10 protein-coding genes are annotated in these 24,092 nt (G+C 70.3%); 7 read left to right on the forward strand and 3 right to left on the reverse strand.

Features of this window, described 5'->3' with window-relative positions; translation table 11 throughout:
* Positions 1-106 precede the first annotated feature (106 nt).
* The 5 genes from EPA99_RS18050 to EPA99_RS18070 are packed head-to-tail and all read left to right on the forward strand — an operon-like array spanning position 107 to position 5,658.
* Positions 107-1,570 (forward strand): SH3 domain-containing protein, encoded by a 1,464-nt coding sequence (locus tag EPA99_RS18050; protein ID WP_129472654.1) that lies wholly within the window; start codon positions 107-109, stop codon positions 1,568-1,570.
* On the forward strand, positions 1,567-2,664 hold the full coding sequence (locus tag EPA99_RS18055; RefSeq protein ID WP_129472655.1) for a dipeptide epimerase: 1,098 nt from the start codon (positions 1,567-1,569) through the stop codon (positions 2,662-2,664). The genes EPA99_RS18050 and EPA99_RS18055 overlap by 4 nt, the downstream gene beginning before the upstream one ends.
* Positions 2,665-2,672: 8 nt before the next feature.
* The gene (locus tag EPA99_RS18060) at positions 2,673-3,524 is read left to right on the forward strand and encodes a MurR/RpiR family transcriptional regulator (RefSeq protein ID WP_129472664.1); all 852 of its coding nucleotides are present in this window, start codon (positions 2,673-2,675) and stop codon (positions 3,522-3,524) included.
* A gap of 29 nt (positions 3,525-3,553) precedes the next feature.
* Positions 3,554-4,333 (forward strand): L,D-transpeptidase family protein, encoded by a 780-nt coding sequence (locus EPA99_RS18065; RefSeq protein WP_129472656.1) that lies wholly within the window; start codon positions 3,554-3,556, stop codon positions 4,331-4,333.
* The gene (locus tag EPA99_RS18070; protein WP_129472657.1) at positions 4,330-5,658 is read left to right on the forward strand and encodes an APC family permease; all 1,329 of its coding nucleotides are present in this window, start codon (positions 4,330-4,332) and stop codon (positions 5,656-5,658) included. Before EPA99_RS18065 ends, EPA99_RS18070 begins: the two co-directional genes overlap by 4 nt.
* A gap of 118 nt (positions 5,659-5,776) precedes the next feature.
* Here the strand turns inward: EPA99_RS18070 and EPA99_RS18075 are convergent, their stop codons facing one another.
* Genes EPA99_RS18075 through EPA99_RS18085 form a run of 3 tightly spaced genes read right to left on the reverse strand, consistent with a single transcriptional unit; the run spans position 5,777 to position 22,537 of the window.
* Positions 5,777-9,439, reverse strand: a complete 3,663-nt coding sequence (locus tag EPA99_RS18075; protein WP_129472658.1) for a TonB-dependent receptor — start codon at positions 9,437-9,439, stop codon at positions 5,777-5,779.
* Entirely contained in the window at positions 9,436-20,394 is a 10,959-nt protein-coding gene (locus EPA99_RS18080; RefSeq protein ID WP_164978702.1) for an Ig-like domain-containing protein, read from the reverse strand. The genes EPA99_RS18075 and EPA99_RS18080 overlap by 4 nt, the downstream gene beginning before the upstream one ends.
* 34 nt (positions 20,395-20,428) lie before the next feature.
* Positions 20,429-22,537 (reverse strand): DUF11 domain-containing protein, encoded by a 2,109-nt coding sequence (locus EPA99_RS18085; RefSeq protein WP_129472660.1) that lies wholly within the window; start codon positions 22,535-22,537, stop codon positions 20,429-20,431.
* A 322-nt stretch (positions 22,538-22,859) separates the two neighbouring features.
* On the opposite strand from EPA99_RS18085, the gene EPA99_RS18090 reads away from it, so the two are divergent.
* Positions 22,860-23,207 carry a helix-turn-helix transcriptional regulator gene (locus EPA99_RS18090; protein ID WP_241688466.1) on the forward strand — a complete coding sequence of 116 codons (348 nt, stop codon included), beginning with the start codon at positions 22,860-22,862 and terminating at the stop codon, positions 23,205-23,207.
* Positions 23,208-23,370: 163 nt separating this feature from the next.
* Positions 23,371-23,955, forward strand: coding sequence for a porin family protein (locus EPA99_RS18095; protein WP_129472662.1), 585 nt, complete (start codon positions 23,371-23,373; stop codon positions 23,953-23,955).
* Positions 23,956-24,092 lie beyond the last annotated feature (137 nt).

A 24,092-nucleotide genomic window follows, 5' to 3' on the forward strand; every position in this document is an offset into this window, starting at 1 on the left:
CGTGGCGGTGTAACACGCAGGATTCGCCGTGGTCAATAATTTATTCTTGATTTTGAAGTCCAAAGAAATAAGTATTCCTCAACGCTTCCGCAGCGGACCCAAGCCCATGCCTCGATCGATCCAGCCCCTGCGCGCGTCGCTGGCCAGCCTGCTGCTGGCCTGCACCTTCGCTGCCGCGCCCGTGCGCGCGGACGCGCCGACGCACGCGGCCGCCGTGCCGGCCTCGACCGGCGTGGTCGGCGTCACCCCGGCGCAGCTGGACCCGCAGTTCTGGATCGCGCGGCAGGCCCAACCCGATGCGCTGCTGCTGGATGCCGCCGGCATCGCCGCGCAGAACGCCCGCATGCGCGCGCAGGACCCGCATATCCGCGACATGCAGGCCTTGCCGGCGCAGTGGTCGCGCCAGGAGATGCTCAAGGCGATCCAGGCCCTGTCCTCCCCGCCCACGCGCACGCTGTACGACGTGCAGGGTCAGCCGATCTCGCCTGCGGCGCTGGATGACCTGCAGCGGGCGATGGCGCTGGAGGCGATCGCGCCGCAGTCCAGCCCGCGCTTCGGGCTGGTCACCGCACGCGCGGCCCTGCGCACCTTCCCCACGTCCTTGCGCGCGTTCTCGCGCACCGGCGATCTGGATCTCGACCGCTTCCAGGAATCGGCGCTGTTCCCGGGCGATGCGGTGGCCGTGCTGCACGCCAGCGCCGACGGCCAGTGGCTGTTCGTGGCCAGCGAGCGCTACGACGCCTGGATCCAGGCCGACAAGGTCGCCATCGGCACGCGCGGGCAGGTGCTGGGCTATGCGCGCTCACCGGACTTTCTCATCGTCACCGGCGCGACCGTGCGCACCACCTACACCCCCGAGCAGCCGCAGGTCTCGCAGCTGCAGCTGGACATGGGCGTGCGCGTGCCGCTGTTGCGGCAGTGGCCGGTCGATGCGCTGGTCAACGGCCAGCACCCCTACACCGGCCATGTGATCCAGCTGCCGATCCGCGATGCGCAAGGGCAGCTGCAGCTGGTGCCGGCGCTGCTGCCGCGCACGGCGGACGTGGCCGACCGCTACCTGCCGCTGACCGCGCGCAACCTGATCGCGCAGGCCTTCAAGTTCCTGGGCGAGCGCTATGGCTGGGGGCACGACTACGATGCGCGCGACTGCAGCGGCTTCGTCTCGGAGATCTACCGCAGCTTCGGCATCCTGGTGCCGCGCAACACCAGCGCGCAGGCGGTCAGCCCGGCGCTGGACCGCATCGCCTTCGACGCACCACGCAAGGGCCGCGCGCCCAAGGACATGGCCAGGCGCCAGGCCGCGGTGGACGCCCTGCAGGTCGGCGACCTGGTCTACATCCCCGGCCACGTCATGGTGAACATCGGCCACCTCGACGGCATGGCCTACATGATCCACGACACCGCCGGCGGCGGCTGGCTGGGCGCCGACGGCAAGCGCGTGGCCGCGCACCTCAACGGCGTATCGGTCACCCCGCTGGAGCCGATGATGGCCAGCGACACGGGCAGCTATCTCCAGCAGATCACCAACATCCAGCGCATCAGACCCAAGGGCGCCACGGCAGCAGAATGAAGATCACCGACATCCGTTTCGGCATGCTGCGCGTGCCGCTGAAGACCCCGTTCAAGACCGCGCTGCGCACCATCGAAACGGTGGAGGACGTGGTGGTGATGATCCACACCGACAGCGGCCACATCGGCTACGGCGAAGCGCCGGCCACGGCGGTGATCACCGGCGACACCCATGGCTCGATCATCGAGGCCATTGGCGGCTACATCCGCCCGCGCCTGATCGGCCAGGACATCGCCAACCTCAACCGGCTCACGCACCTGGTGCAGACGGCCATGGAGCGCAACACCAGCGCCAAGGCGGCGGTGGAGATCGCGCTATACGACCTGTGGGGCCAGCTGTACGGCGCGCCGCTGTACCAGCTGCTGGGCGGCGGCGACCCGGTGATCACCACCGACATCACCATCAGCGTGGATTACATCGACAAGATGGTGGCCGACTCGCTCAGCGCGATCGAGCGCGGGTTCGAGACGCTCAAGATCAAGGTCGGCAAGGACATCGGCCTGGACATCGAGCGGGTCAAGGCGATCCACGCCGCGGTCGAGGGCCGCGCCCTGCTGCGGCTGGACGCCAACCAGGGCTGGAGCGCCAAGCAGGCCGTGCACGCCATGCACAAGCTGGAGGACGCCGGGGTGGCGCTGGAGCTGCTGGAGCAGCCGGTGAAGGCGGCGGACATCGAGGGCCTGAAGTACGTCACCGAGCGCGTGCACACGCCGGTGATGGCCGATGAGAGCGTGTTCGGCCCCACCCAGGTGATCGACCTGATCAAGCAGCGCGCGGCGGACATCATCAACATCAAGCTGATGAAGACCGGCGGCATCTCCAACGCCATCCGCATCGCCGACATCGCCGCGCTGTACGGGGTGGACTGCATGATCGGCTGCATGATCGAGTCCAGCATCAGCGTGGCCGCCGCGGTGCACGTGGCCGTGGCCAAGGCCGAGACCATCACCAAGGTGGACCTGGACGGCCCGTCGCTGGGCCGCTTCAACCCGGTCGATGGCGGGGTGTCCTTCAACGAATCGGAGATCACCATCGGGCAGGGCGCCGGGCTGGGCATCCGCGAAGTGCGCGGGCTGGAGCTGCTGGAGACATGAGCGCCGTCATCGCGCCGCTGGTGAAGCTGCGCTCGGCGCGCGACCAGATGTCGGCCATCGAGCGCCGCATCGCCGACTACATCCTGGACAACGCGCACCTGCTGCGCGACTACTCCTCCCAGCAGCTGGCCGATGCGCTGGGCATCAGCCAGTCCAGCGTGGTCAAGTTCAGCCAGAAGCTCGGCTTCAAGGGCTATCCGGACCTGAAATGGTCGGTGGGCCAGGCCATGGCCCGCGACGGCGCCCAGCCGCAGGCCGCGCAGGCGCAGGCGCCGCAAGCCGCCGATGCCTACCGCCAGCTGGAGCAGGCCCTGGCCCGCAGCAAGGCGGCGGCCGAGGAGGACACCCGCGCGCTCAACCCGCGCGCCACCATCGAGGCGGTGGTGGCCGCGCTGGACGCCTGCGACAAGGTCTTCGTCTACGGCCTGGGCGATGACGGCCTGTTCGCGCGCGAGTTCGCCATGCGCCTGTCGCTGCTGGGCCAGCTGACGGTGCACCACGCCGACCCGGTGCTGATGACCACCAGCCTGTCGGCGGTGCGCCAGGGCGATGTGCTGCTGATGTTCTCCGAGTTCGGCAAGCTGCCGCAGCTGTCGCAGATCTCCCGGCAGTTCCAGGATGCCGGCGGCCAGGTGGTGTCCATCACCCGGCACACCGCCAACCCGCTGCGCGCGCACGCCGACCTGCCGCTGGTGGTGTCCGCGCACGACCCGTCCCCGGCCATCGCCCAGCTGCTGTACCGTTCCTCCCTGCAGACCCTGTTGGACTTCGTCTTCGTGCTGCTGTCGCGCACCGCCTCCGGCCGCGACCGCCTGCTGGCGGCCAACCTGGAACGCGTGCAGCGCCTGCTCGACAGTTGATCCCGCCGCCCCCACCGGAACTGCCCGCCATGCCCGCATCCAGACATCGCCACGCCCTGCTGGTCCTGCTGCTCGGCCTGTGGGCCTGCATCGGCCCGGCGCGCGCCCAGGCCCCTGCCGCCATCGAACAAGCCAGGCAGCTGGTGCTGGTGGTGTCGTTGGACTGGAACGCGCCGGCCGGCCAGCTGCAGACCTTCGAGAAGAAGAAAGGCCAGTGGGTGGCGGTGCGCGAGGCCTTCCCGGTGTCGCTGGGCCGCACCGGCAGCGCCTGGGGCATGGGCCTGCACCCACCGCAGAAGGACGGCCCGCTGAAGGCCGAAGGCGACGGCAAGAGCCCGGCCGGCATCTTCGCCATCGGCCCGGCCTTCGGCTACGCCGCCTCGCGCAAGACCGCCCTGCCCTACCTGCCGATGCAGGCCACCAGCTACTGCATGGATGTGCCGGCCTCGCCGCTGTACAACCAGATCGTGGACAGCGCCAAGGTCGGGGACGCGGCGGTGCAGGGTTCCACCGAACCGATGCGGCTGGACCTGCGCAGCGCCGGCGACATCCGCTACCGCGAAGGTTTCGTCATCGCCCACAACGCCAGTGCGGTGCCCGGACGCGGCAGCTGCATCTTCGCCCACCTGCGCCGCGCCCCGGGCGAGGCCACCGCCGGCTGCACCTCGATGGAGGCGGCCAACATGGACCAGCTGCTGGACTGGTTGAAGCCGGCGCGCAAGCCGGTGTTCGTGCTGCTGCCGCGCGATGAATACATGCGCCTGCAGGGCCCATGGCACCTACCCGAGCTGCCGGGAGCGCACGGATGAGCGCCGCCCCGCGGGAAACCTCGCAACCTGCGCTGGTCCGCGCGGTCAGCCGCTGGCAGATCGTCGGCCTGTCGATCAACGACGTCATCGGCAGCGGCATCTACCTGCTGCCGGCGGCCACGGTGGCGCTGATGGGCCCGCTGAGCCTGTGGGCGGTGCTGCTGGCCGGCATCGCCGTGGCCCTGCTGGTGCTGTGCTACGCGCAGGCGGCCAGCTATTTCGACACGCCTGGCGGCAGCTATCTGTACGCACGCGAGGCCTTCGGCCGCTACGCCGGGTTCCAGGTGGGCTGGATGATCTGGCTGACCCGCATCAGTTCGGCCGCCGCGCTGGGCAATGGCCTGGCCGATGCGGTCTCGCGCTTCTGGCCGTATGCGGCCACCGATGCCGGGCGTCTGCTGGTGGTGATCGCCTCGCTTGGGGCGCTGACGGCGATCAACGTCATCGGCATCCGCTCGGCCGCGCGCACCGGCGTGGCCCTGGTGATCGGCAAGCTGCTGCCGCTGCTGCTGTTCGTGGTGATGGGCCTGTTCTTCATGGACTGGTCGCTGGCCTTCTCCGGCACCGCGCCGGACCTTTCCGACATGCCCAACCTGGGCCAGGCGGCGTTGCTGCTGCTGTTCGCCTACGCGGGCTTCGAGAACATCCCGGCAGCGGCCGGCGAGTTCCGCAACCCGCGGCGTGACGTGCCCTTCGCGCTGATCACCATGATCACCCTGGTGACCCTGATCTACGCGGCGGTGCAGGTGGTGGCCATGGGCACGCTGCCGGGGCTGGCCGACTCGGCCACGCCGCTGGCCGATGCCGCCAGCCGCTTCGGCGGCGAAGGTCTGGCGCTGGTGCTGACCATCGGCGCGGTGATCTCGATCCTGGGCACCACCAGCAACACGGTGATGCTGGGGCCGCGGTTCCTGTTCGCCCTGGCCCAGGACGGCTTCGGCCCGAAACTCCTGGCGCGGGTGCATCCGCGCTTCCGCACCCCGGCCGCGGCGATCATCCTGCAGGGCGTGCTGTCGGTGGCGCTGGCGCTGTCCGGCTCGTTCGAAAAATTGGCGCTGCTGTCGATGGTCACGCGCCTGTTGGCCTACATCGGCACGGCGGCGGCGGTGATCGTGCTGGCGCGCCGCCACCGCGACAACCCCAACGCGCTGCGCCTGCCCGGCGGTCCGCTGATCCCGGTGCTGGCGCTGCTGCTGACCCTGGGCCTGCTGTGCAGCGCCAGCCTGTCCAACCTGCTGGCGGTGGCCGCGGCGATGGCGGTGGGCACGCTGATCTATCTGTTCCCGCGCAAGGGCCAGGCGGGCCAAGGCGCAGGCGCGGGCTGACGCCGGGGCCGGATGCCGGCACCGGCCAGCGCCTGCCGGCCCTCACCGGCGCGCTGAGCCCGCCACGCGCAGCCCGGGTGCTTCAAACGGCAAGGCGTCTGGGCAGGCCCAGGGCCGGTCAGTAGTAGCCGGCCAGGTTCACGAAGAAGCCGTGGCGGTCGTAGTGGATCCGGGTCAGGTCCTCGCCGAAGTGGGTGAAGTTCCAGCCGATGCCGATGCGGAAGTTCTCGCCGATCTGGCGGTCCACCCCGATCAGCCAGCCGGTGCGGTCCGGGCTGTCGGACACGGTGGTCATGCGGTACTCGGCCAGCGCGTCCCAGCGCGCCAGCAGCGCATAGCGCAGCTGCAGGGCGGCGAACTCGGTGCGGCTGTCCAGCCACTGGCCCACGCCGCGGCCATCGCGATACTCGCCGCGGCGCGCGGACAGCTTGCCGCCGAGCTCCCAGTGGTCGTTGAGCTGGTAGATGCCTTCCAGTGCCAGCACGTGCGAGCGCTGGTCGTAGATGCTGGCCCCTTCCTGCCCTTGCGTGGCCACGTCGTACAGGTAGGTGTAGCGGCCGAAGGCGGCCCAGCGCGTGCTGTCGTGTGGGCGCCAGGCAAAGCCGGTGTTGATCTCGGCCAGCTTGGCGCCGGCCAGGGGGTTGAGATCGTCCTCGGTGTCGGCGTAGTTGGCGCGCAGCGCCAGGCGCCAGTCCTCGCTGAGGCGGTAGGCCATGCGGTTGGTGGTCACCCACTGCGTGCGCCTCTCCGCGCCGCTGTCGCGGCGGTATTCCAGCTTGCTGGTCCACTGCATGCGCTCGTCGGTACGGCCGCCGCTGAGGCTGTAGGCGCGGCGGTCCACGCGGCCGCTGAGCGCGTCGAGCTGGCCATCCATCACCGTGGCGCCCAGCGTCCAGCCCACCGCCGGGGAGACATCCATGCCCACGGTGTGGGTCAGGCCGGAGGCATCGCTGCCCACGTCCTTCAGGTACTGGCTTTCGTTGAACACGTTGGTGCGGTCGGTCACCCGCCAACGCTGGCCCAGGGTCCAGCCGTTCTGCTGGCTGGGGTCGTACCAGAGGTTGTCGCCCAGGTCCTCGGAGGTGAACCGGTAGCTGCCATACACGGTCTGCTCCGGACGCACGCGGTACTCGGCCTGCAGGGCGGTGCCGAAGCCGCGGCTGCCATCGCTGGCTTCCGCGCCCAGGGTGAGGCGGTCGGTGGTCTGGTAGTTGGCGCCCACGGTGAGCCTGTTGTTGCGGGCATAGCGCCCGCGGTCGTCATCGGCGGTGTATTGGGCCACGCCGTAGAGCTCCAGCGGCACGGTGATCTGGTAGCGGTAGCTGGCCGCCACCAGCAGCGCATCGGCATCCACCGTGCTGCCCTGCTGGTCCACGTTGCGCAGCTCCGCGCCCAGGCGCTGGCGCTCGTCCAGGCGCCAGTCCATGGTCAGCTGGGTCTGCGCCAGCGACTGCGGCCCCTGTTCGGCGCGCGAGTAGCGGCCGTAGAGACTGAAATCGGTGGTGAAGTAGCCCAGGAACTCCGCGCCGTACTCCTGCACCGGCGCGCCGTTATCGAAGCGGGAGATGGAAAAGCCCGCATCGACCTCGCGCCACCACGCGCCCACGCTCCAGTCCAGCGGGGTCAGGCCCAGCTCGCGCAGGTTGGCGCGCGCGTCCAGGGCCCAGGCCTCGCCACGGCGCGCGGCGCTGGTGGGATTGCGCTGGATGAAGCTCAGGCCGCCGTTGTCCGAATAGAACACCGGCGTGGCCGTGGCCTCGCTCTGGGTGATCTCGGCCTTGAGGTAGGTGCCACGGCCGGCCTGAAGGGTCAGGTCCGCGCCCTTGAGCGAATAGTCGCTGCCGCCGCTGTCGTCATCGACATAGGTAGCGCCCACGGCAAGGTGGTCGTTGACCCACTGCTTGCCGCGGAAGCCCAGCGCCAGGTCCTCGCCCTGGAAGCCGCTGGGCACGTATTCGTAATCCACCAACAGCAGCTGGCCATAGCCATCCAGCGGCGTCTCGCGGGTCAGCGTGCGCACGTTCTCGCGGGTGATCTGCGCCAGCGGGCGGGTCAGGATCAGCCGCCCCTGCAGCTCGTCGATCTCGTAGTCGACGTTGCGCTGCAGGTTGACGCGGCTTTCGGTCAGGCCGGTGGTGGGGTCGCGGATCTCCAGCACCACCTGCTCCGATCCGCGCAGGATGTCGGTGTGGCGCAGGTAGTACAGGCTGCCGCCGGTGCCGAGGAACTCGCTGTGGCCGGCCGAGGTCCGTGCCTGCGAGCCGAACACCCGCAGCTCCCGGCGCGCCTCGCCCAGGGGCGTGGTCGCCGGCGAGCGCCAGCTCAGTGCCGCCCCGTACAGCGCGCGGCTGTACTGGCCATACTCGGTGCCGGTGATGCCGGTGAGGTAGTTGCCCCACAGCGCCTGGCTCTGGTCCCAGTCCGCGCGCAGGTACAGCTTGCCCTGGGTGTCCACGTCGCGGTAAGTCAGCGAGTCGTCGCCGTAGGTCGGGTAGTACAGGTCCGGGTCCAGGCGCCAGAAGATGTCCTGCGGGTCGGCCTCGAAGAAGCCGTCGAACAGATGGTCCAGCTGGTTGTTGCGGGTGTCGGCCTGGGCGGTGAACACGTATTTGCCGCGGGTCCTGCCCTTGAGATAGAACGCCAGCCGGCCCTCGTTGACGAAGCCCTCCTGGTAGTTGTTGTCGCGGATGGAGATGCCGTTGCTGGCGCTGACCTTGCCGCGGCCGAAGGTGGCATCGGCCAGGGCCACCGCATAGGCGTAGCTGCCGGTGACCTGGGCCCGCAGCTGCTTGCCGGTCGCAGGCGCCTGGGTGGAGACGGCGCGCACGTCGTAGAGATGTTCGCCCAGCGGCTCGAGGAACTCGGCACTGAACATGCCGTTCTGGTCCACCGGGAAGACCTGGCCGTTGATGCTGACGCGGGTGTCGCGCGGCACCCCGCTGCCCTGCACGCGCACGCGCGCACCGCGGATGACGATGTTCTGCAGGCGCAGGTTGTTGCGGCCGTAGGTGGCATCGCTCAGTTCCAGCACCTGCGCATCGTTGCCGCTGACTACCTGCCCGTTCTCGCGCAGCTGCTGGACGCTGGCCAGTTCCGAACCGCGGTTGAACTCGGCCGGCGTCACCAGGCGGATGCGTTGGGCAGTGGTCTCATCGAAGCTGCCCTGCGCGCCATAGGCGCGGGCCACGTACAGCAGCTCGTCGCCCACGCGCAGGTTGAGCGAGGCCGGCAGCGCGCCGTCCCACTGCGCGTCGGCAATCGGCGTGGTCGGCATCTCGATGGTGGCCAGCGGCGCGACCAGGTCGGTGTCGCTGGCGCGATAGACGGTGACCACCAGGCGCTCGATGAAGGCGCTGTAGTTGCTGAAGCTGTGGAAGCGCACCGGCCGCTGGATCGCGCCGGCCTCGAACGGCGCCAGCGCGCCGGCCTGCACGGTCAGCGCCGGGCGCGTGAGCGTGGGGTCCTCGGTCAGCCAGATCACCCCGCCCTGCGGCAACTCCAGACCGGTATCGCCGTTCATCACCCCGGCCGGCGGCACGGCAGGCGCGGCCAGCGGCGTGGCCGATGGCGCGGTCTGCGGCGGCGCGGTCTGCGGCGGCGCGCTCTGCAGCGGCATGTCAAAGCGGTACAACAGCTGTCCGTCTTGGCTGCAGGACTGCGCATCGCAGCTGGCCGCAGGCACCGCATCCTGCGCGCGGATGCCCTGCACCAGCGCAAAGCTGGCCAACACCGGCCATGCGATCGCGCGCAAGCCGCCTCGCCGACGCCGGGTCGCGCTCATGGCGTGGGTCCTCCTGCCTGGCCGGTCGGATCGACCGCGGCGTCAGAGCCGTCCTGCACCAGGCGCCAGCGGCTGCGCATGGGCCCGGGCAGACGGGCGTTGACCGTGTCGGTCAGCAGGCGATGCCGCTGTGCCTGCACCGCCGCGGGCGTGTCGGCGTCGGCCGGCAACACCACCCGGTCGATGTCCCCACGCGCGATCGCCTCGCCGATCGCGTCCACCAGTGCGGTCCCCTCCGGCGCCAGGGCGATGCCGTCAGGGGCGAACGCGCTGGCCGCCACGTGCAACACGCCTCCGCGCAGCGCAGCGGTCGGCGAGGACGCTTGCTGGAACTGTAGGGTCTGCACGCTGGCCGGCGGCAGGCGCTCGACAAGTGCCTGCCGCAGCGCCAGCGCGCGCTGTAGCCACAGCGCATCGCCCCCGCTGCCGGCCAGCACGATGACCGTGCCAGGTGCCACCTCCAGCCCCTTGGCCATGCCATCGAGCGCGGCTGCATGCTGCGGCCGCAGCGGCGCGCGCCCGGCTTCGAACAGCGCCTGGCCCACCTGCAGGCGGCCGGCCGTGCCGGCCTGCGCGGACGTGGCCAAGGCGCCCGGCGGCAGCCGCACGCCGAAGTCGAAGCGGGTGGGTGGCCCGGCGGTGATGCGACGCACGCGCGGGTTGGGCGTGGTGAACGCCGCGCCGGGCGGCAGGGTCGCGGCATCGACCTTGAGGATGAAGTTGTTGCCGCGCGCCGAGGTGCCCGGCGCGATGCCCACCAGGTGGTAGCGGCCGTAGCCGTCGGTCTGGGTGACCAGGCCTTCGACCGAGCCCACGCGCACGCCCGGCAGGCCACGCTCGCCCGGGTCCTGGATGCCGTTGCCGTTGTCGTCGGCGAACACCGATCCGACGATCAGGCTCTCCGCTTCGGCCGGATCGACCTCCAGCATGACCTCGGCCGAGGCCTCGTTGGTCAGCGCCACGCCCTCGGTGGTGCGCAGGATCGCATCGCTCTCATAGACCCCGCCGGTCACCGTGGCGCCGGCCCGCAGGTAGAACGAGAACGTGGCCGAGCCGCCGGGCGCGATATCGATCCCGCCGATGGTCAGCGGGTCGGTGGACACCAGCCACTCCTGGCCCTGCGCGTTGATCCGCACCGGCGCATCGACCGAGGCGGGGGTGATGCTGCCGCCACTGCGCGCCGCGGTCGCCGGCTGCGGGCCCTGGTCGTAGCTGACCACGATCTGCTGCGGCACATAGGTGAAACCGGGCGGAATGCCGTTGACCAGCATGGCGTTGGTGATCGGCAGGCCGCTGGCGTTCTCCGCGCGCACGGTGAAGCGGGCCAGGCCGCCGACCTTGATCACCGGGCTGGTCACCCACTTGGACAGGCGCGCCAACAGCGCATTGCCGCTGATGGTCAGCGTCACCGTGGCCGTCCCGCACAGCGGCGCCGGCCTGCTGGTGTCGCAGACGCGATAGGTGAAGCGGTCCTGGCCGTTGTATCCGGCTACGGGGGTGAACAGGCAGATGCCCTGGGCATTGCACTGCACGCTGCCGTGCTCGGGCGCGGCCACGATGCTCAGGCTGGCGCGGTCCAGCGGCGCACCGGTGGTGGTGTCGTTGGCCAGCACGTCGATCTGCACCGGCTCGGGACTGGTGATCTGCACGCTGTCCGGCGCGATGCCGATCTGGTTGGGCTGCACCGTGACCGTCACCGTGGCGGTGGCGCAGTTGCCCGGATTGGTGCTTTCGCAGACCGTGTACTGGAAATTGTCGGTGCCGGTGAAGGCCGCCCCCGGGGTATAGACCACCGCACCCTCGCCATTGCTGAGCGCGGCGCCATTGCCCGGCGCAGTGACCTGGGTCAGGGTGACGTTGCCGGCATTGACCTGGGCCGCGCCCTGCACGTCGTTGGCCAGCACCGCGATCACCACGGCGGTGGCCTGCGCGGTCTGCGCGGCATCGTCGTTGGCGGTGATCGCCGTGGCGCTCACCGAGACGGTGACCGTGGCCTCGGCGCACACGGCAGGCGCGGCGAGATCGCAGATGCGATAGCGCAGCCCATAGGTCCCCGCCGGCGTGCCCGGCGCCAGGCTCAGCTGGCCATCGGCACTGACCGATAGCGGGCCCTGGGTGACCGGTGCCAGGCTGACATTGCTCGCGGTGGCGGGCGCGCCGTCGTAGAGATCGTTGGCCAGCACGTTGATCGCATTGGCCGCGCCGGCCGTGCCATCGAGCGGGCCGGCGGTATCGTCGGTGGCCACCAGCACCCCGCCCTGCACGCTCACGCGCAACACGGCGCTGGCGCAGTTGGCCGGATTGCTGCGCTCGCAGAGGGTGTAGGTCAGGGTGTAGGTGCCGGTGGCGGTGCCGCTGGCCAGGGTGATGTCGCCGTTGGCATCGATGGACAACGGCCCGGCGGCCACCGGCGCCAGGCTCACGCGCGTGGTGTCCACCGGCGTGCCGCCCAGGGTGTCGTTGCCGAGCACGTTACCCAGGGCCCCGCCGCCGCTGCCGACCGGGCCAATCGTGTCGTCCTGCGCCAGCAGCGCACCGGCGGCCACGATCACCTGCACGTTCGCCTGCGCGCATTGCGTGGGGTCGGCGGCCAGGCAGATCCGGTAGACGATGCCGTAGGTTCCGGCGGGCGTGCCGGCGGCCACCGAGAGCGTGCCATCGCCGGCGATGCTCAGCGGCCCGCTGCTCACCGGCGCCAGCGTCACCAGGCCCGTGGCCGGGCCACCGCCGACCGTGTCGTTGTCCAGCACATTGCCCAGGCCAGGGCCGGCCGGCAGCGGGCCCAGGCTGTCGGGGTTGGCCACGATCGCCGCACTGGCCACCACCTCCACGGTGACCTGCGCGCTGGCGCAGTTGCCCGGGTTGAGCCGCTCGCACACGGTGTATTGCGCGCTGTAGGTGCCTGCCGCCGCGCCCGGCGCCAGCGCCAGGTTGCCGCTGGCATCGATGGCCAATGGCGCGGCCGCGGTGGAGGTCACCAGCACCGCGCTTGGCACCATGGCGCTGCCATCCAGCGTGTCGTTGGCCAGCACGTTGCCCAGGCTGCTGCCGCCGGCGCTGCCGTCGATGGGGCCGAAGGCATCGGCGCTGGCCGCGATCGTCGCCGCCGCCACCAGCACGCTGGCCGTGGCGCTGGCGCAGCGCGCGCCGTCGTTGCGGTCGCAGATCGTGTACGGGATCGTGTAGGTGCCTGCCGCGGTTCCGGCGGCCACGTGCAGCACGCCCTGGGCATCGATCGAGAGCGCGGCCGTGTCGGTGGCGGTCAGGCTGACGTTGGCCGGGGTGGCCGCGCCGCCCTCGATCTGGTCGTTGGCCAGCACGTTGCCCACATTGGCGCTGCCGGCGGCGCCGCCGACCGGGCCGAAGCTGTCGGCGTTGGCGGCAACGCTGGTGGCTCCTGCCGCGACCTGCACGCGCACCACAGCACTGGCGCAGTTGTCGGGATTGGCCAGCTCGCAGATCCGGTAGCTGGCCGTGTACTCGCCCGCCGCGGTGTTGGGCGCAACCGAGACGCTGCCGTTGGCCGCGACCGTGACCGGGCCGGACGCGGTGGAGGCGATGCCGACCAGCGCGGTGCTGGCGGACGCGCCGTCCACCGTGTCGTTGGCCAGCACATTGCCGATGTCGACCGCACCGCCGACACCATTGACCGGCCCCAGCGCATCGTCGCCGGCCACCAGCGCCAGATCGCGCACCTGCACGCTCAGCAGCGCGCTGGCGCAATTGTCGGGATTGGCCAGCTCGCAGACGGTGTAGGTCAGGGTCTGGGTGCCCGTCGGCGCGGCCGCCAGCACGTTGACCGTGCCATCGGCGGCCACCGCCAGGGCGGCGTTGGACACCGGGGTGAGCACCACGTTGGCGGGGGTGGCCGGCAGTCCGGCGACGGTGTCGTTGCCCAGCACGTTGCCCACCCCGGCGCTGCCGCGCACCACCGGGCCGAAGCCATCGTCGGCCGCCACCACCGCCTGCGGCGCGGCGGCCACCAGCACCTGCGCATCGGCCTCGGCGCAGCTGCCGGCGTTGAGCCGCTCGCAGATGCGATAGCGGACGCTGTAGGTGCCGGGCGCGGCGTTGGCGGCCACCAGCACCCGGCCGTCGTTCTCCACCGTCAGCGGCCCGCTGCCGACCGAGGTCAGGCTGACCAGATCCAGGCTGGCGCCAGCGCCATTGAGCGCATCGTTGGCCAGCACGTTGCCGGTGGCATAGCTGCCGGGAAGCGCCGCACCCAGCGCATCGTTGTTGGCGATGATGGCGGCGGCCACCACGTTCACCGTCAGCGTGGCGGTGTCGCAGTCGCTGGTGCTGCCCAGCGCGCACAGCTGGTAGTTCAGGCTGTAGCTGCCCACGCGGGTGCTGCCGGCCACGTCCACGCTGCCATTGGCATTGACCGTGAGCGGACCGTTGCTGGCCGGGGTGACCGTCGCGGTGGTGATGGTGGCCGGCGCGCCGTTGGCCAGGTCGTTGGTCAGCACGTTGCCGACATTGGTGCCGCCGGCCGCGCCGACCACCGGGCCCAGCACATCGTCCACCGCGTCCACCGTGGCGCTGCCGCGCACCACCGTCACCGTGACCCCCGCGCGCGCGCAGTTGGCGACGTTGATGGCGCCGCAGATCTGGTAGACCAGCACATAGGTGCCCGGCGCGGTCCCCGCCGCCAGTTCCACGTGGCCGTCGCTGTCCACGCGCAGCGGGCCGGACACCGTGTCGTCCAGACGGATGCTGGTGGTGGTGGCCGGCTGCCCATTGACCGTGTCGTTGGCCAGCACGTTGCCGAGATTGGCGCTGCCCAGCGCCCCGTCGACCGGGCCGAATGAATCGGGGTTGGCCAGCACCGTGGCGCCAACGACGTTGACGGTCAGCTGCGTGGTGTCGCAATTGCCAGGGTCGGCCAGCTCGCACAGCGCGTAGCTCAGCGTGTAGGTGCCCGCCAGCGCGGTGGTGTCCACATCCACCGATCCATCGGCGTTCAGGCGCACCGGCGCCTGGTACTGGGGGGCCACCGAGACAACCGCCAGCGTGGCCGGCGCGCCGTTGACCTCGTCGTTGGCCAGCACGTTGCCGATGTTGGTGCCGCCCACGCCACTGGCGACCGGGCCGAAGGTATCGCGCATGGCGTTGACCACCACCGGCGCGGCGGAGACCACCACCGACACGTCGGCTTCGGCGCAGTTGCCCGGGTATGCCAGCTCGCAGACCCGATAGCGCGCCGGATAGCTCCCCGCCGGCGTCCCGGAGGGCACCGACACGGTGCCGTCGCTGTTGATCGTCAGCGGTCCTTGCGTGGAGGGCACCACCGCGACAGTGGCGGTGGTGGCCGGCATGCCGTTGAGGGTGTCGTTGAACAGCAGGTTGCCGCCATGGTCGGCGCCCACGGCACTGGAAAACGGGCCGGCGGTGTCGTCGTTGGCCACCAGCACGGCGGCCACCACGCCCACGGTGACCGTGGCGGTGTCGCAATTGTCGATGCGGGTGGTCTGGCAGATGCGGTAGGCCAGCGTGTACGCACCGACCGGCGTTCCCGGTGCCACGTCGACCTGGCCGGCCACGTCGATGGACAGATGCGCGTTGCTGGCCGCGACCACCACCACCTCGGCCGTGGTGGCCGCCAGCCCATGCAGCGTGTCGTTGGCCAGCACGTTGCCGATGTTATTGGCGCCGGTGGTGGCGGCCACCGCGTCGAAGCGGTCGTCCACCGCCAGGATCGTGGCCGGCGCAGCGGCCACTAGCACCGTCACCGTCCCACTTGCGCAGTTGCCGGGATTGCGCCGCTCGCAGATCCGATAGGTCGCCGCATGGCTGCCCACGGCGGTCCCGGCGACCACGGTGACCATGCCGGTGGCCGGGTCCAGGCCGATGGCGGCATCGCCCCCGGTGCGGGTCAGCGTCACCTCCGCCGGCGTGGCCGGCTGACCCCCGACCAGGTCGTTGTCCAGCACATCGCCGGCCTGCACGCTGGCGCTGGTCGCATCCACGGGCCCGAAGGCATCGTCGTTGGCCAGGATCGGCGGGGCCACCACCTCGACGGTGACCTGCGCTTCCTGGCAGTTGGCCGGATTGAGCGGCTGGCAGATGCGATAGCGCGCCACGTAGCTGGCCGCGGCCAGACCCGCGGCCACATCGACACCACCGTCGGCCTGCACCGTCAGGGCCGGTCCGCCGCTGAGCTGGCTGAGCGTGACATTGCCCGGGGTGGCGCCCACGCCGTTGATGCTGTCGTTGGCCAGCACGTTGGCCACGTTGACGGCGCCGACATTGCCGGGAACCGGGCCGGCGCTGTCGGGGGCCGCCACCAGCGCCGCACCGGCCACCACGATGCGTGCGATGGCCGTATCGCAGTTGCTGGCGTTGATGGTCTCGCAGATCCGGTAAGTGATCTGCACCGTGCCCTGCGGCGTATTGGGCGCGATATCCACGCTGCCATCGGCGTTGATCGTCACTCCACCCTGGCTGATGGGCACCAGCGTGACCGCCGCCGGCGTGGCCGGGTCGCCGCCCAGGGTGTCGTTGCCCAGCACGTTGCCGACGTTGAGGCCGCCTTCCAGGCCATCGACCGGGGCGGTGATGTCGTCATTGGCCGCGATCACCGCCGGACGGACCTGCACGGTGAGCAGCGCCGTGGCGCAGTTGCCCGGCGCGTCGCGCTCGCACAGCGTGTAGGTGGCGGTGTAATCGCCCGTGCCGGTCCCCGCCGCCACATCCACGCTGCCATCGGCATTGACCCGCAACGGCCCGGTGCTCACCGGCGCGAGCAGCGCATTGGCCACGCTGGCGGCCGCGCCACCGATCAGGTCGTTGCCCAGCACGTTGCCGACATTGGCACCGCCGATGTTGCCGGTCACCGGGCCGAAGGCATCGTCCGTGGCGGTCACCACCACCGGCGCGGCGGCGATGACCACCTGCAGGGTGGCCTCGGCGCAGTTGGCCGGATTGAGCACCTCGCACAGGCGATAGGGCACCGCGTAGGTGCCGGGCAGCGGGTTGGCGGCGATGCCGACGCTGCCATCGGCGGCGATGGCGACCGGGCCGTTGCCCGCCGGCTCCAGGCGCACCCCGGTGGCCGGCAGGCTGCCGTCCAGGCTGTCGTTGTCCAGCACATTGAGCACCCCGTCCTGCGCGCTGGCGCTGGCCACGACCTGGGCCGCGTCGTCGGCGGCCACCAGCACGCCGGCTGGCACGTGCACGGTCACCGTGGCGCTGTCGCAGTTGCTGGCGTTGGCGGCTGCGCACAGCTGGTAGCTCAGCTGGTAGCTGCGCGCTGGTGTGCCTGCGGCCAGGGTGACCTCACCGGCGGCATCGATGGCCAGCGGCCCATCGCTGTTGGGCGTCACCCGCACATCGCCCGGCTGCACCAGCTGCCCACCCAGGGTGTCGTTGACGAGCGCATTGCCGACCACCCCCGCGGCATGCGTGGCCGGCGCGAACACGTCGTCCACCGCGTCCACGGTGGGCGGCGGGGCGCTGACCTGCACGCTGAGCTGGGCCGTGGTGCAGTTGTCGGCGTCGTCGACCGCGCAGATGCGGTAACCGGCGATGTGCTGGCCCACCGTGGCGGTCGCGGCGACATCGATGCGGCCATCGCTGCCGATGCTGATGCCGGCATCGCTGCCGGAGAGCTGGCTGAGCGCGACATCGGCGCTGCTGGCCAGCACGCCGTCGTAGGTATCGTTGGCCAGCACGTTGCCGATGCCGGCATGCGCAAGCCCTGCCACCACCGGCCCTGCCGTATCGTCGTTGGCGACGATGGACGGCGTGCGCACCAGCACCGTCACCACCGCCACATCGCAGTTGTCGGGGTGGTCGGATTCGCAGATCTGGTAGGTCAGGTCGTAGCTGGCCGCCGCCGCGCCCGCGGCCAGCTGCACGTTGCCGTTGGCATCCAGGCTCAACGGCGCCTGGGGCGCGGCCGTGAGCACGATGGCGCCCAGGGTTGCCGGGCTACCGCCCAGCGCATCATTGCCCAGCACGTTGCCGATGCTGCCGCTGCTGCCCGCCCGCACCGTGATCGCATCGTCGACCGCATCGATCGGCTGCGGGCCGGCCCGGACCTGGACGCTGAGCTGGGCATCGCTGCAGGTGGCCGGATCCACCACGCTGCAGATCCTGTAGGTGAGCACGTAGCTGCCCGCGCCGACCTGCGCGGCCACATCGACGCTGCCATCGGCGCGGACGCTGATGCCCTGCGAGGACACCGGCGCCAGGTTGATCGTGGCCGTGGTGGCGGCCGCATCGTTGTAGAGATCGTTGGCCAGCACGTTGCCGACATTGGTGTGCGCAACGCCGGCGATGAGAGGGCCGAGGGTGTCGGCATTGGCCTGGACCAGCGGCGTGGTGACCTGCACGGTCACCGTGGCCGTGTCGCAGTTGCCGGCATTGCCGAGCTGGCAGATCTGGTAGTCCAGGCGGTAGCTGCCCGCCGCCGCGCCGCTGGCCAGCAGCACCTGGCCAGCGGCATCCAGGCTCAACGGGCCTTGCGCAGCCGAGGTCAGCACGACCGTGGCCGTCGTCGGCGTGGCGCCGCCGATGGTGTCGTTGCCCAGCACATTGCCTAGCGCGCCGCTGCTGCCGGCAAGGACCGTGTAGACATCGTCCACCGCATCGACGATGGGCGGGGCGGCACTGACCTGGACCGTCAGCGTCGCATCGCTGCACGTCGCCGGGGCCAGCACGCTGCAGATGCGGTAGGCCAGGGTGTAATCGCCTGCGGTCACGCTGGCCGCGACATCCACGCTGCCATCGCTGTGGATGGTGATGCCCTGCTCCACCACCGGCGTCAGCGTGACGTTGGCCGTGGTCGCCGGTGCGCCGTTGTAGGTGTCGTTGACCAACACCTGGCCGATGCCGGTCCGGGCCATGCCAGCCTGCACCGGCCCGGCGGTATCGGGGTTGGCCACCAGCACCGGCGGCGCCGGCACGTGCACGGTGACCGTGGCGGTATCGCAGTTGCTGGGGCCACCGGCCTGGCAGAGCTGGTAGCCCAGTTGATACGTGCCCGGCGCGGTGCCCGATGCCAGGGTGATGGTGCCGTCGGCCGCCACTGCGAGCGCGGCCGAGGGCGTGGCGGTCACGGTGACCGTGGCAGGGCGGGCCGCCTGGCCACCGATGGTGTCGTTGTCCAGCACGTTGCCGACCGCCCCGCTGGCGCCCAGCGCGGGCGTCACCACGTCGTCCACCGCGTCGACCACGGGTGGGGCCGCGTTCACCCGCACGCTCAGCTGTGCGCTCGCGCATATGCCCGGGCTGGCCAGGCTGCAGATGGTGTAGCTCAGGGTATGCACGCCTACGCCGGCACTGGCGGCCACGTCGACGCTGCCATCGCTGTTGATGGTGACGCCCTGCTCCACCACCGGCGCCAAGCTGACGTTGGCCGTGCTCGCAGGGTCGCCGTTGTAGCTGTCGTTGCCCAGCACGTTGCCGATGCCGGTAGCGCCCACGCCTGCGACCACCGGGCTGGTTGAATCGCCCACCGCCACCACCGACGGCGCGGCCACCTGCACGCTCACTGTGGCGGTGTCGCAATTGCCGACATCGCCGGTCTGGCAGATCCGGTAGCTCAGCTGATAGCTGCCCGGCGCCGCGTTGGCGGCCAGGAGGATTTCGCCACTGGCCGACAAGGACAGCGGCGCCTGCGGCGTCGAGGTCAGGGTGACCGTGGCCGCGCTGGCCGGCTGGCCGCCAAGCGTGTCGTTGGCCAGCGCGTTGCCGATCACCCCGCTGGCCCCCGGCGCGGGCAGCACCACGTCATCCACCGCGTCCACCACCGGGGCAGGCGCCACCACCGTCACCATGGCCACCGCGGTGCTGCAGCTGCCTGGGTTGAGGCGGTCGCACAGGATGTAGCTGACCTGGTAGCTGCCGGCCGCGGCATTGGCGGCCACGACGATGTCGCCGCCGGCGTCGATGCTGACCGGGCCGTTGGCGGCGGACGTCAGCAGCACCGTGCCTGCGCTGGCCACGGCGCCATCGAAGGTGTCGTTGAGCAACACATTGCCAAGGCCGGACTGCTGGCTGCCGGACGACAGCACCGGCCCGACCGAATCTGGATTGGCCACGATGGGTGCGGCCACGACCTGCACGCTGGCGCTGCTGCTCTGGCAGTTGCCCGGATTGCCGCGCTGACACACCGTGTAGGGCACGGTGACCGTGCCGGCAGGCCGGTTCGGCGCCAGCGTCACCGTGCCGTCTTCGGCGATGCTGACCCCATCCTGCGCGGTCACTGCGGTGACCACCACCAGGGCCGCAGTGGCGGCGTTGCCGTCGAAGCTGTCGTTGGTCAGCACCGAGCCGAGGTTGGCCGCGCCGGCATGGCCGTTGACCGGGCCGAACGCATCAGCGTTGGCCACCAACGCTGGCGGCTGGACCTGGATCGCGGCGGTGGTGGCGCTGTTGTTGCCTGGTGCCGGATCGCTCACGCCCGAAGGCAGCGCCAGGCTGGCGGTGTTGGCCGCGATGGTTGCTGGGGTGAGCGCCGGCGCGGTGCCGCGCACGTCCAGGGTGACCAGTTCGGTCGGGGCGATGGTGATCAGCGCGCTCAGGTTGCCGGTGCCGGCGGCCGTGCCGCAGGAGGAGGCGGCCCCGGTGGCCGCGCAGGTCCAGCTCACCCCCTGCAGCTGCGCCGGCACCGTGTCGCTCACGCTCACGCCTGTGGCCACCGACGGGCCGGCGTTGCTGACGACGATGCGATAGTGCACCTCGCTGCCGGCGCGCGCCGGCAGCGGCGTCAGGATGGTCTTGGCGATGGCCAGGTCCGCCTGCGCCTGTAGCGCGTTCTGGTCGGTGCTGCTGTTGTTGCCCGCATCCGGATCGCTGACCCCGGCCGGCGAGGTGACCGTGGCGGTGTTGGATAGCGTGCCGGGATAGGTCTGCGCCAGCGATGGCAACGCGGCGCCGCACAGGACAATGGCGCCAAGCGCGCCGCTGATGCGCCGCAGCCGCTGCGCCCTGCCTGTGCGTGCCATGAAAAGGCCGGGGCGTTCCATGCGCGCGCCGGCCTCAGTAACTGCCGGTTCCGGCGCTGAACTTCACCGGCACGCTGATCACCACCTGGCCATTGAGTGGCAGGTCCACGGTGGCGCTGAGGCTGGCCTGTCCGGCCGCCCCGCCGGCCGCCGCCCCGCACGCGCCGCCGCCGCTGGCGGTGCACGTCCACGGCGCGGACAGCGTCGCTCCAGTGGGCAAGGTGTCGTTGACCACCGCGCCGGTCACCGCGTCGGGGCCGGCGTTGCGCACGGTGATCACATACGTGGCCGTGCCGCCGGGCGTGTAGCTGGTGGCGCTGTCGCTCTTGCTGATGCTCAGGTCTGCCGACAGCACGCGATTGGTGATGCGGCAGGTCACCAGCAGCTGCGTGTTGCGGATCGCCGGGGTGGTGAAGGTGAAGGACGTGCCGGTGCCGGAGGCCAGCGCATTGCCGTTCTGGTCGCTGCAGGCCCAGGTGCTGGCATAACTGCTGAGCACGGTGCCGCTGGCCGCGGTCTCCGCCAGCAGGTAGTCGGTTTCGGCCGTGGTCACCACCTCGCCGGTGACGCCGTCGTGACCCACGCCGCTGGCGCTGGCCACCACCGTGCTGCCCTGGCGGATGCTCAGATCGAAGCGACCGCCGTTGCCGGTCGGCGAAAGCACCTTCTGCAGCTTCAACACCGCCAAGCAGCTGCGTGCGATGCCTTCCACGGTGAACACCGCATTGCCGATGCGGATGCCCAGCAGGCCCAGCAGGTTGTCCACCACATCGCCCAGCAGCACCCGCAGCACCGGCGCCACCACGGTATTGACCTGCGCGGCCAGCAACCCCTGCACGGTCACCACCAGCGAGTTGACCAGGTTGATGACGGCCTGCGGCGTGGCGATCTGGATGCCGGCGACCTTGGCCACGATGGTGCCGGTGCCGATGCTCAGCACCAGGTTGTTGACCAGCTCGGAGATCAGGTTGGTGGCGCTCACCGTCCCTGAGGAGGCAGTGCGCGTCTGCGGAAACGGGCCGCTGACGGTGAAGCTCTGCAGCGCGGGGGAGCCGGTCGCCGCCGCCTTGGCATTGACCGACAGCGGCACCTGCACGTCCACCACCCCGATGCCCAGCAGCGAGACCCGAAAGCCCACGTAGAGCCGGGTCAGCTCCTGCACGCCCACCACCGCGCTGGTGATGACCTGGCTGCGGTTGAAGAACACCGCATCGGCGATGCTGCCGACGTATAGGTTCACCAGACCCGGACGCGCGGTGAAGCTCACCGCGTTGTTCAGGCCATCGACCGTGCCCAGGCTGCCTTCGGCGCGGGCGATGTCGGCGTAGGCCTGCACCTTGAGCGCATCGGCGCTCACGCTCGCGTTGGCGACACCGAGCGCGTCGAGCGCGGCCAGCACCGCTGCCAGGTCGAAGTTGTTGACCGCCTGCGCGTTGAGCTTGGCGCGGATGGCGCCGCTATGGAACTGCGCCCCGGCGCTGCCACAGACGTAGGCCGGCGGTTCCACCACCTGCAGCCACAGCTGCAGGCTCGCCAGCCCGGTCAGTCCTAGGGCCGCGGTGTCCACCGTCACCGGCGTCGGCGTGGTGAGCACGTTGCGGTAGTTGTACAGCTGCACCGAGCCGGTGAGCAGGTCCAGCACGTTGAGCCTGACATCGCTCAGCGCGCCCTTGGGCAAGGAAACCTGCAGCAGCTGGCCAAGCTGGAACGTGCCGCTGGCCGCACCCGTGGCGCCGCTCAGCGACCCCAACGCGCTGACCGTGGCCGTGCTGCCGTCGGCCTGCGCCACCTGCACCAGCGCCGCCTGCAGCTGCGCCAGGGTGATCTGCGTGCCAAGGACTTGGCTGGTGTCGCTCAGGCCGAGGTTCAGGCCCAGCCGGGTGACCAGGGCATTGAGATTGACGTTGGTCTGGGCCAACGCGTTCCAGTCCAGCACGCTGGCATTGACGCTGGTGCCCGGCAGCAGGGTGCGGAACAGCAGGTTCAACAGCGGTCCCTGCGTGCTGTTGACCGAGACCAGGCGCGGGCCCGCCGAGACGCAGGCGCCGGCGGTGCATCCCTGCTGCGCCGACGCCTGGAAATGGACCATCCCGGCGCCGCATGCGAGCAACAGCAGACAGCAACGCAGGACCCAGGCACGCATCACGGACTGCCCGGGCACTCGGCTCGAACCGACGAGACACTCGATGACGTTTTTTGCGACGCGCCCGACGCGCGCAGCCTACATTCCATGTTGGGCCCCCTGTGGCTTGGCGGGGCCATGATGAGCGGGCCGAATTTAGATGCTCAACGCATTTGCTCGCAGCAGGACCGGTTAGATTCCCTTCATCGTGGCGGCCCGGACCTCAGGGACACGATGTTTTTTCGGAAGTGACAGCGATTCTGTACAACGTCGTTGTGCCCCATTAACTGGGACAGGGATCAACGTCCGCAGGGACCTTTCAGGGGGTGAACGCATGACCTGCATGGCCAACCGGATCCGGCGCGCACGGCGCGTTTCGGGGTTCTCGCAGCAACAACTGGCGCGAATGGTCGGCGTCCAGCGCAGCGCGGTGGCGCAATGGGAACGCGAGGGTGGCACCTGCCCCAGCGTGCATCACCTGGCCCAGGTGGCGGTGGCCACGCGGGTGCATTTCGAGTGGCTGGCCACCGGCCGGGGTGAGGCCGCGCACGGCGACGACCGGTTGCAACAAGCCCTCACCACCGCGGAACTGGCGCGGGACGAACTGGAAGCCAGCGTGCTTGCGCTACTACGCGCCATGTCGCCCAAGCGACGCACCGTGGCCTATCGCCTGCTGCGGACGCTGACCTAGCGCTGACCCATCCGCAAAAAGGCTGGCGGGGCACACGCCGCTTTATCCGTGCGTCAGTTTCGAGTTCAGTCGCGGTTTGCCGGCGCAACAGATAATTGACCTTGTGCTTACGCAATCCAAACGCGTCCGTCGCATCACGTATTCGCATTCGAGAAGGTTGATCATGAAGAAGACCCTGTTGGTCCTGTCGCTCCTGGCAGGCATGCCGTTCGCCGCTTCCGCCGCCGATGGCATTTCCTACAACTACGTCGAAGGCGGCTACGCCACCACCCGCCTGGACAACGGCCCGGATGCGGATGGCTGGGGCTTGAACGGCTCGGTCGCCATCGCGCCGAACTTCCACATCTTCGGCGGCTACACCGCGCAGGACTACGACCAGTCCGACTACAGCTACGACCAGTGGCGCATTGGCTTTGGCTACAACCGCGAGATCAGCCGCAACATCGATCTGGTCGGCCGTGCGGCCTTCGAGCGCCTGAGCGAAGACGACTATCGCGTGGCCGGCATCCGCTATCGCGGCGCCGACTTCGACGGGTACAGCGCCGAGGTCGGCATCCGCGGTTCGATCCTGCCGCAGCTGGAAGGCTATGCCTTCGCCGGTTGGGAAGACGGCTCGGATTACGACGGCGACTTCTACGGCCGCCTGGGCGCGCAGTACAAGTTCACTTCCAACTGGGGCATCAACGCCGACGTGAAGTTCGCCGACAACGACGCGCAGTGGTTCGTCGGTCCGCGCTTCACCTGGTAAATCCCGACACGTCCGCGCATCGCGGCGTGCGATTCAACAAACAGCCCCGCATCGCTGCGGGGCTTTTTGTTGGGCGCTTCTCCGGCGCGCGGTGCTGTGCCTGTCGCGTGTCTGTGGATGGCATCACGCGATCTTGG

This window comes from Pseudoxanthomonas composti (assembly GCF_004122095.1).
Lineage (GTDB): Bacteria > Pseudomonadota > Gammaproteobacteria > Xanthomonadales > Xanthomonadaceae > Pseudoxanthomonas_A > Pseudoxanthomonas_A composti.

Bases quoted from the DNA above. Each gene is read 5' to 3' on its own strand.
- EPA99_RS18065 (WP_129472656.1), top strand. From the start codon at position 3,554: ATGCCCGCATCCAGACATCGCCACGCCCTGCTGGTCCTGCTGCTCGGC.
- EPA99_RS18085 (WP_129472660.1), bottom strand. From the start codon at position 22,537: ATGCGTGCCTGGGTCCTGCGTTGCTGTCTGCTGTTGCTCGCATGCGGC.
- EPA99_RS18050 (WP_129472654.1), top strand. From the start codon at position 107: ATGCCTCGATCGATCCAGCCCCTGCGCGCGTCGCTGGCCAGCCTGCTG.
- EPA99_RS18095 (WP_129472662.1), top strand. From the start codon at position 23,371: ATGAAGAAGACCCTGTTGGTCCTGTCGCTCCTGGCAGGCATGCCGTTC.
- EPA99_RS18090 (WP_241688466.1), top strand. From the start codon at position 22,860: ATGGCCAACCGGATCCGGCGCGCACGGCGCGTTTCGGGGTTCTCGCAG.
- EPA99_RS18075 (WP_129472658.1), bottom strand. From the start codon at position 9,439: ATGAGCGCGACCCGGCGTCGGCGAGGCGGCTTGCGCGCGATCGCATGG.
- EPA99_RS18070 (WP_129472657.1), top strand. From the start codon at position 4,330: ATGAGCGCCGCCCCGCGGGAAACCTCGCAACCTGCGCTGGTCCGCGCG.
- EPA99_RS18080 (WP_164978702.1), bottom strand. From the start codon at position 20,394: ATGGCACGCACAGGCAGGGCGCAGCGGCTGCGGCGCATCAGCGGCGCG.
- EPA99_RS18055 (WP_129472655.1), top strand. From the start codon at position 1,567: ATGAAGATCACCGACATCCGTTTCGGCATGCTGCGCGTGCCGCTGAAG.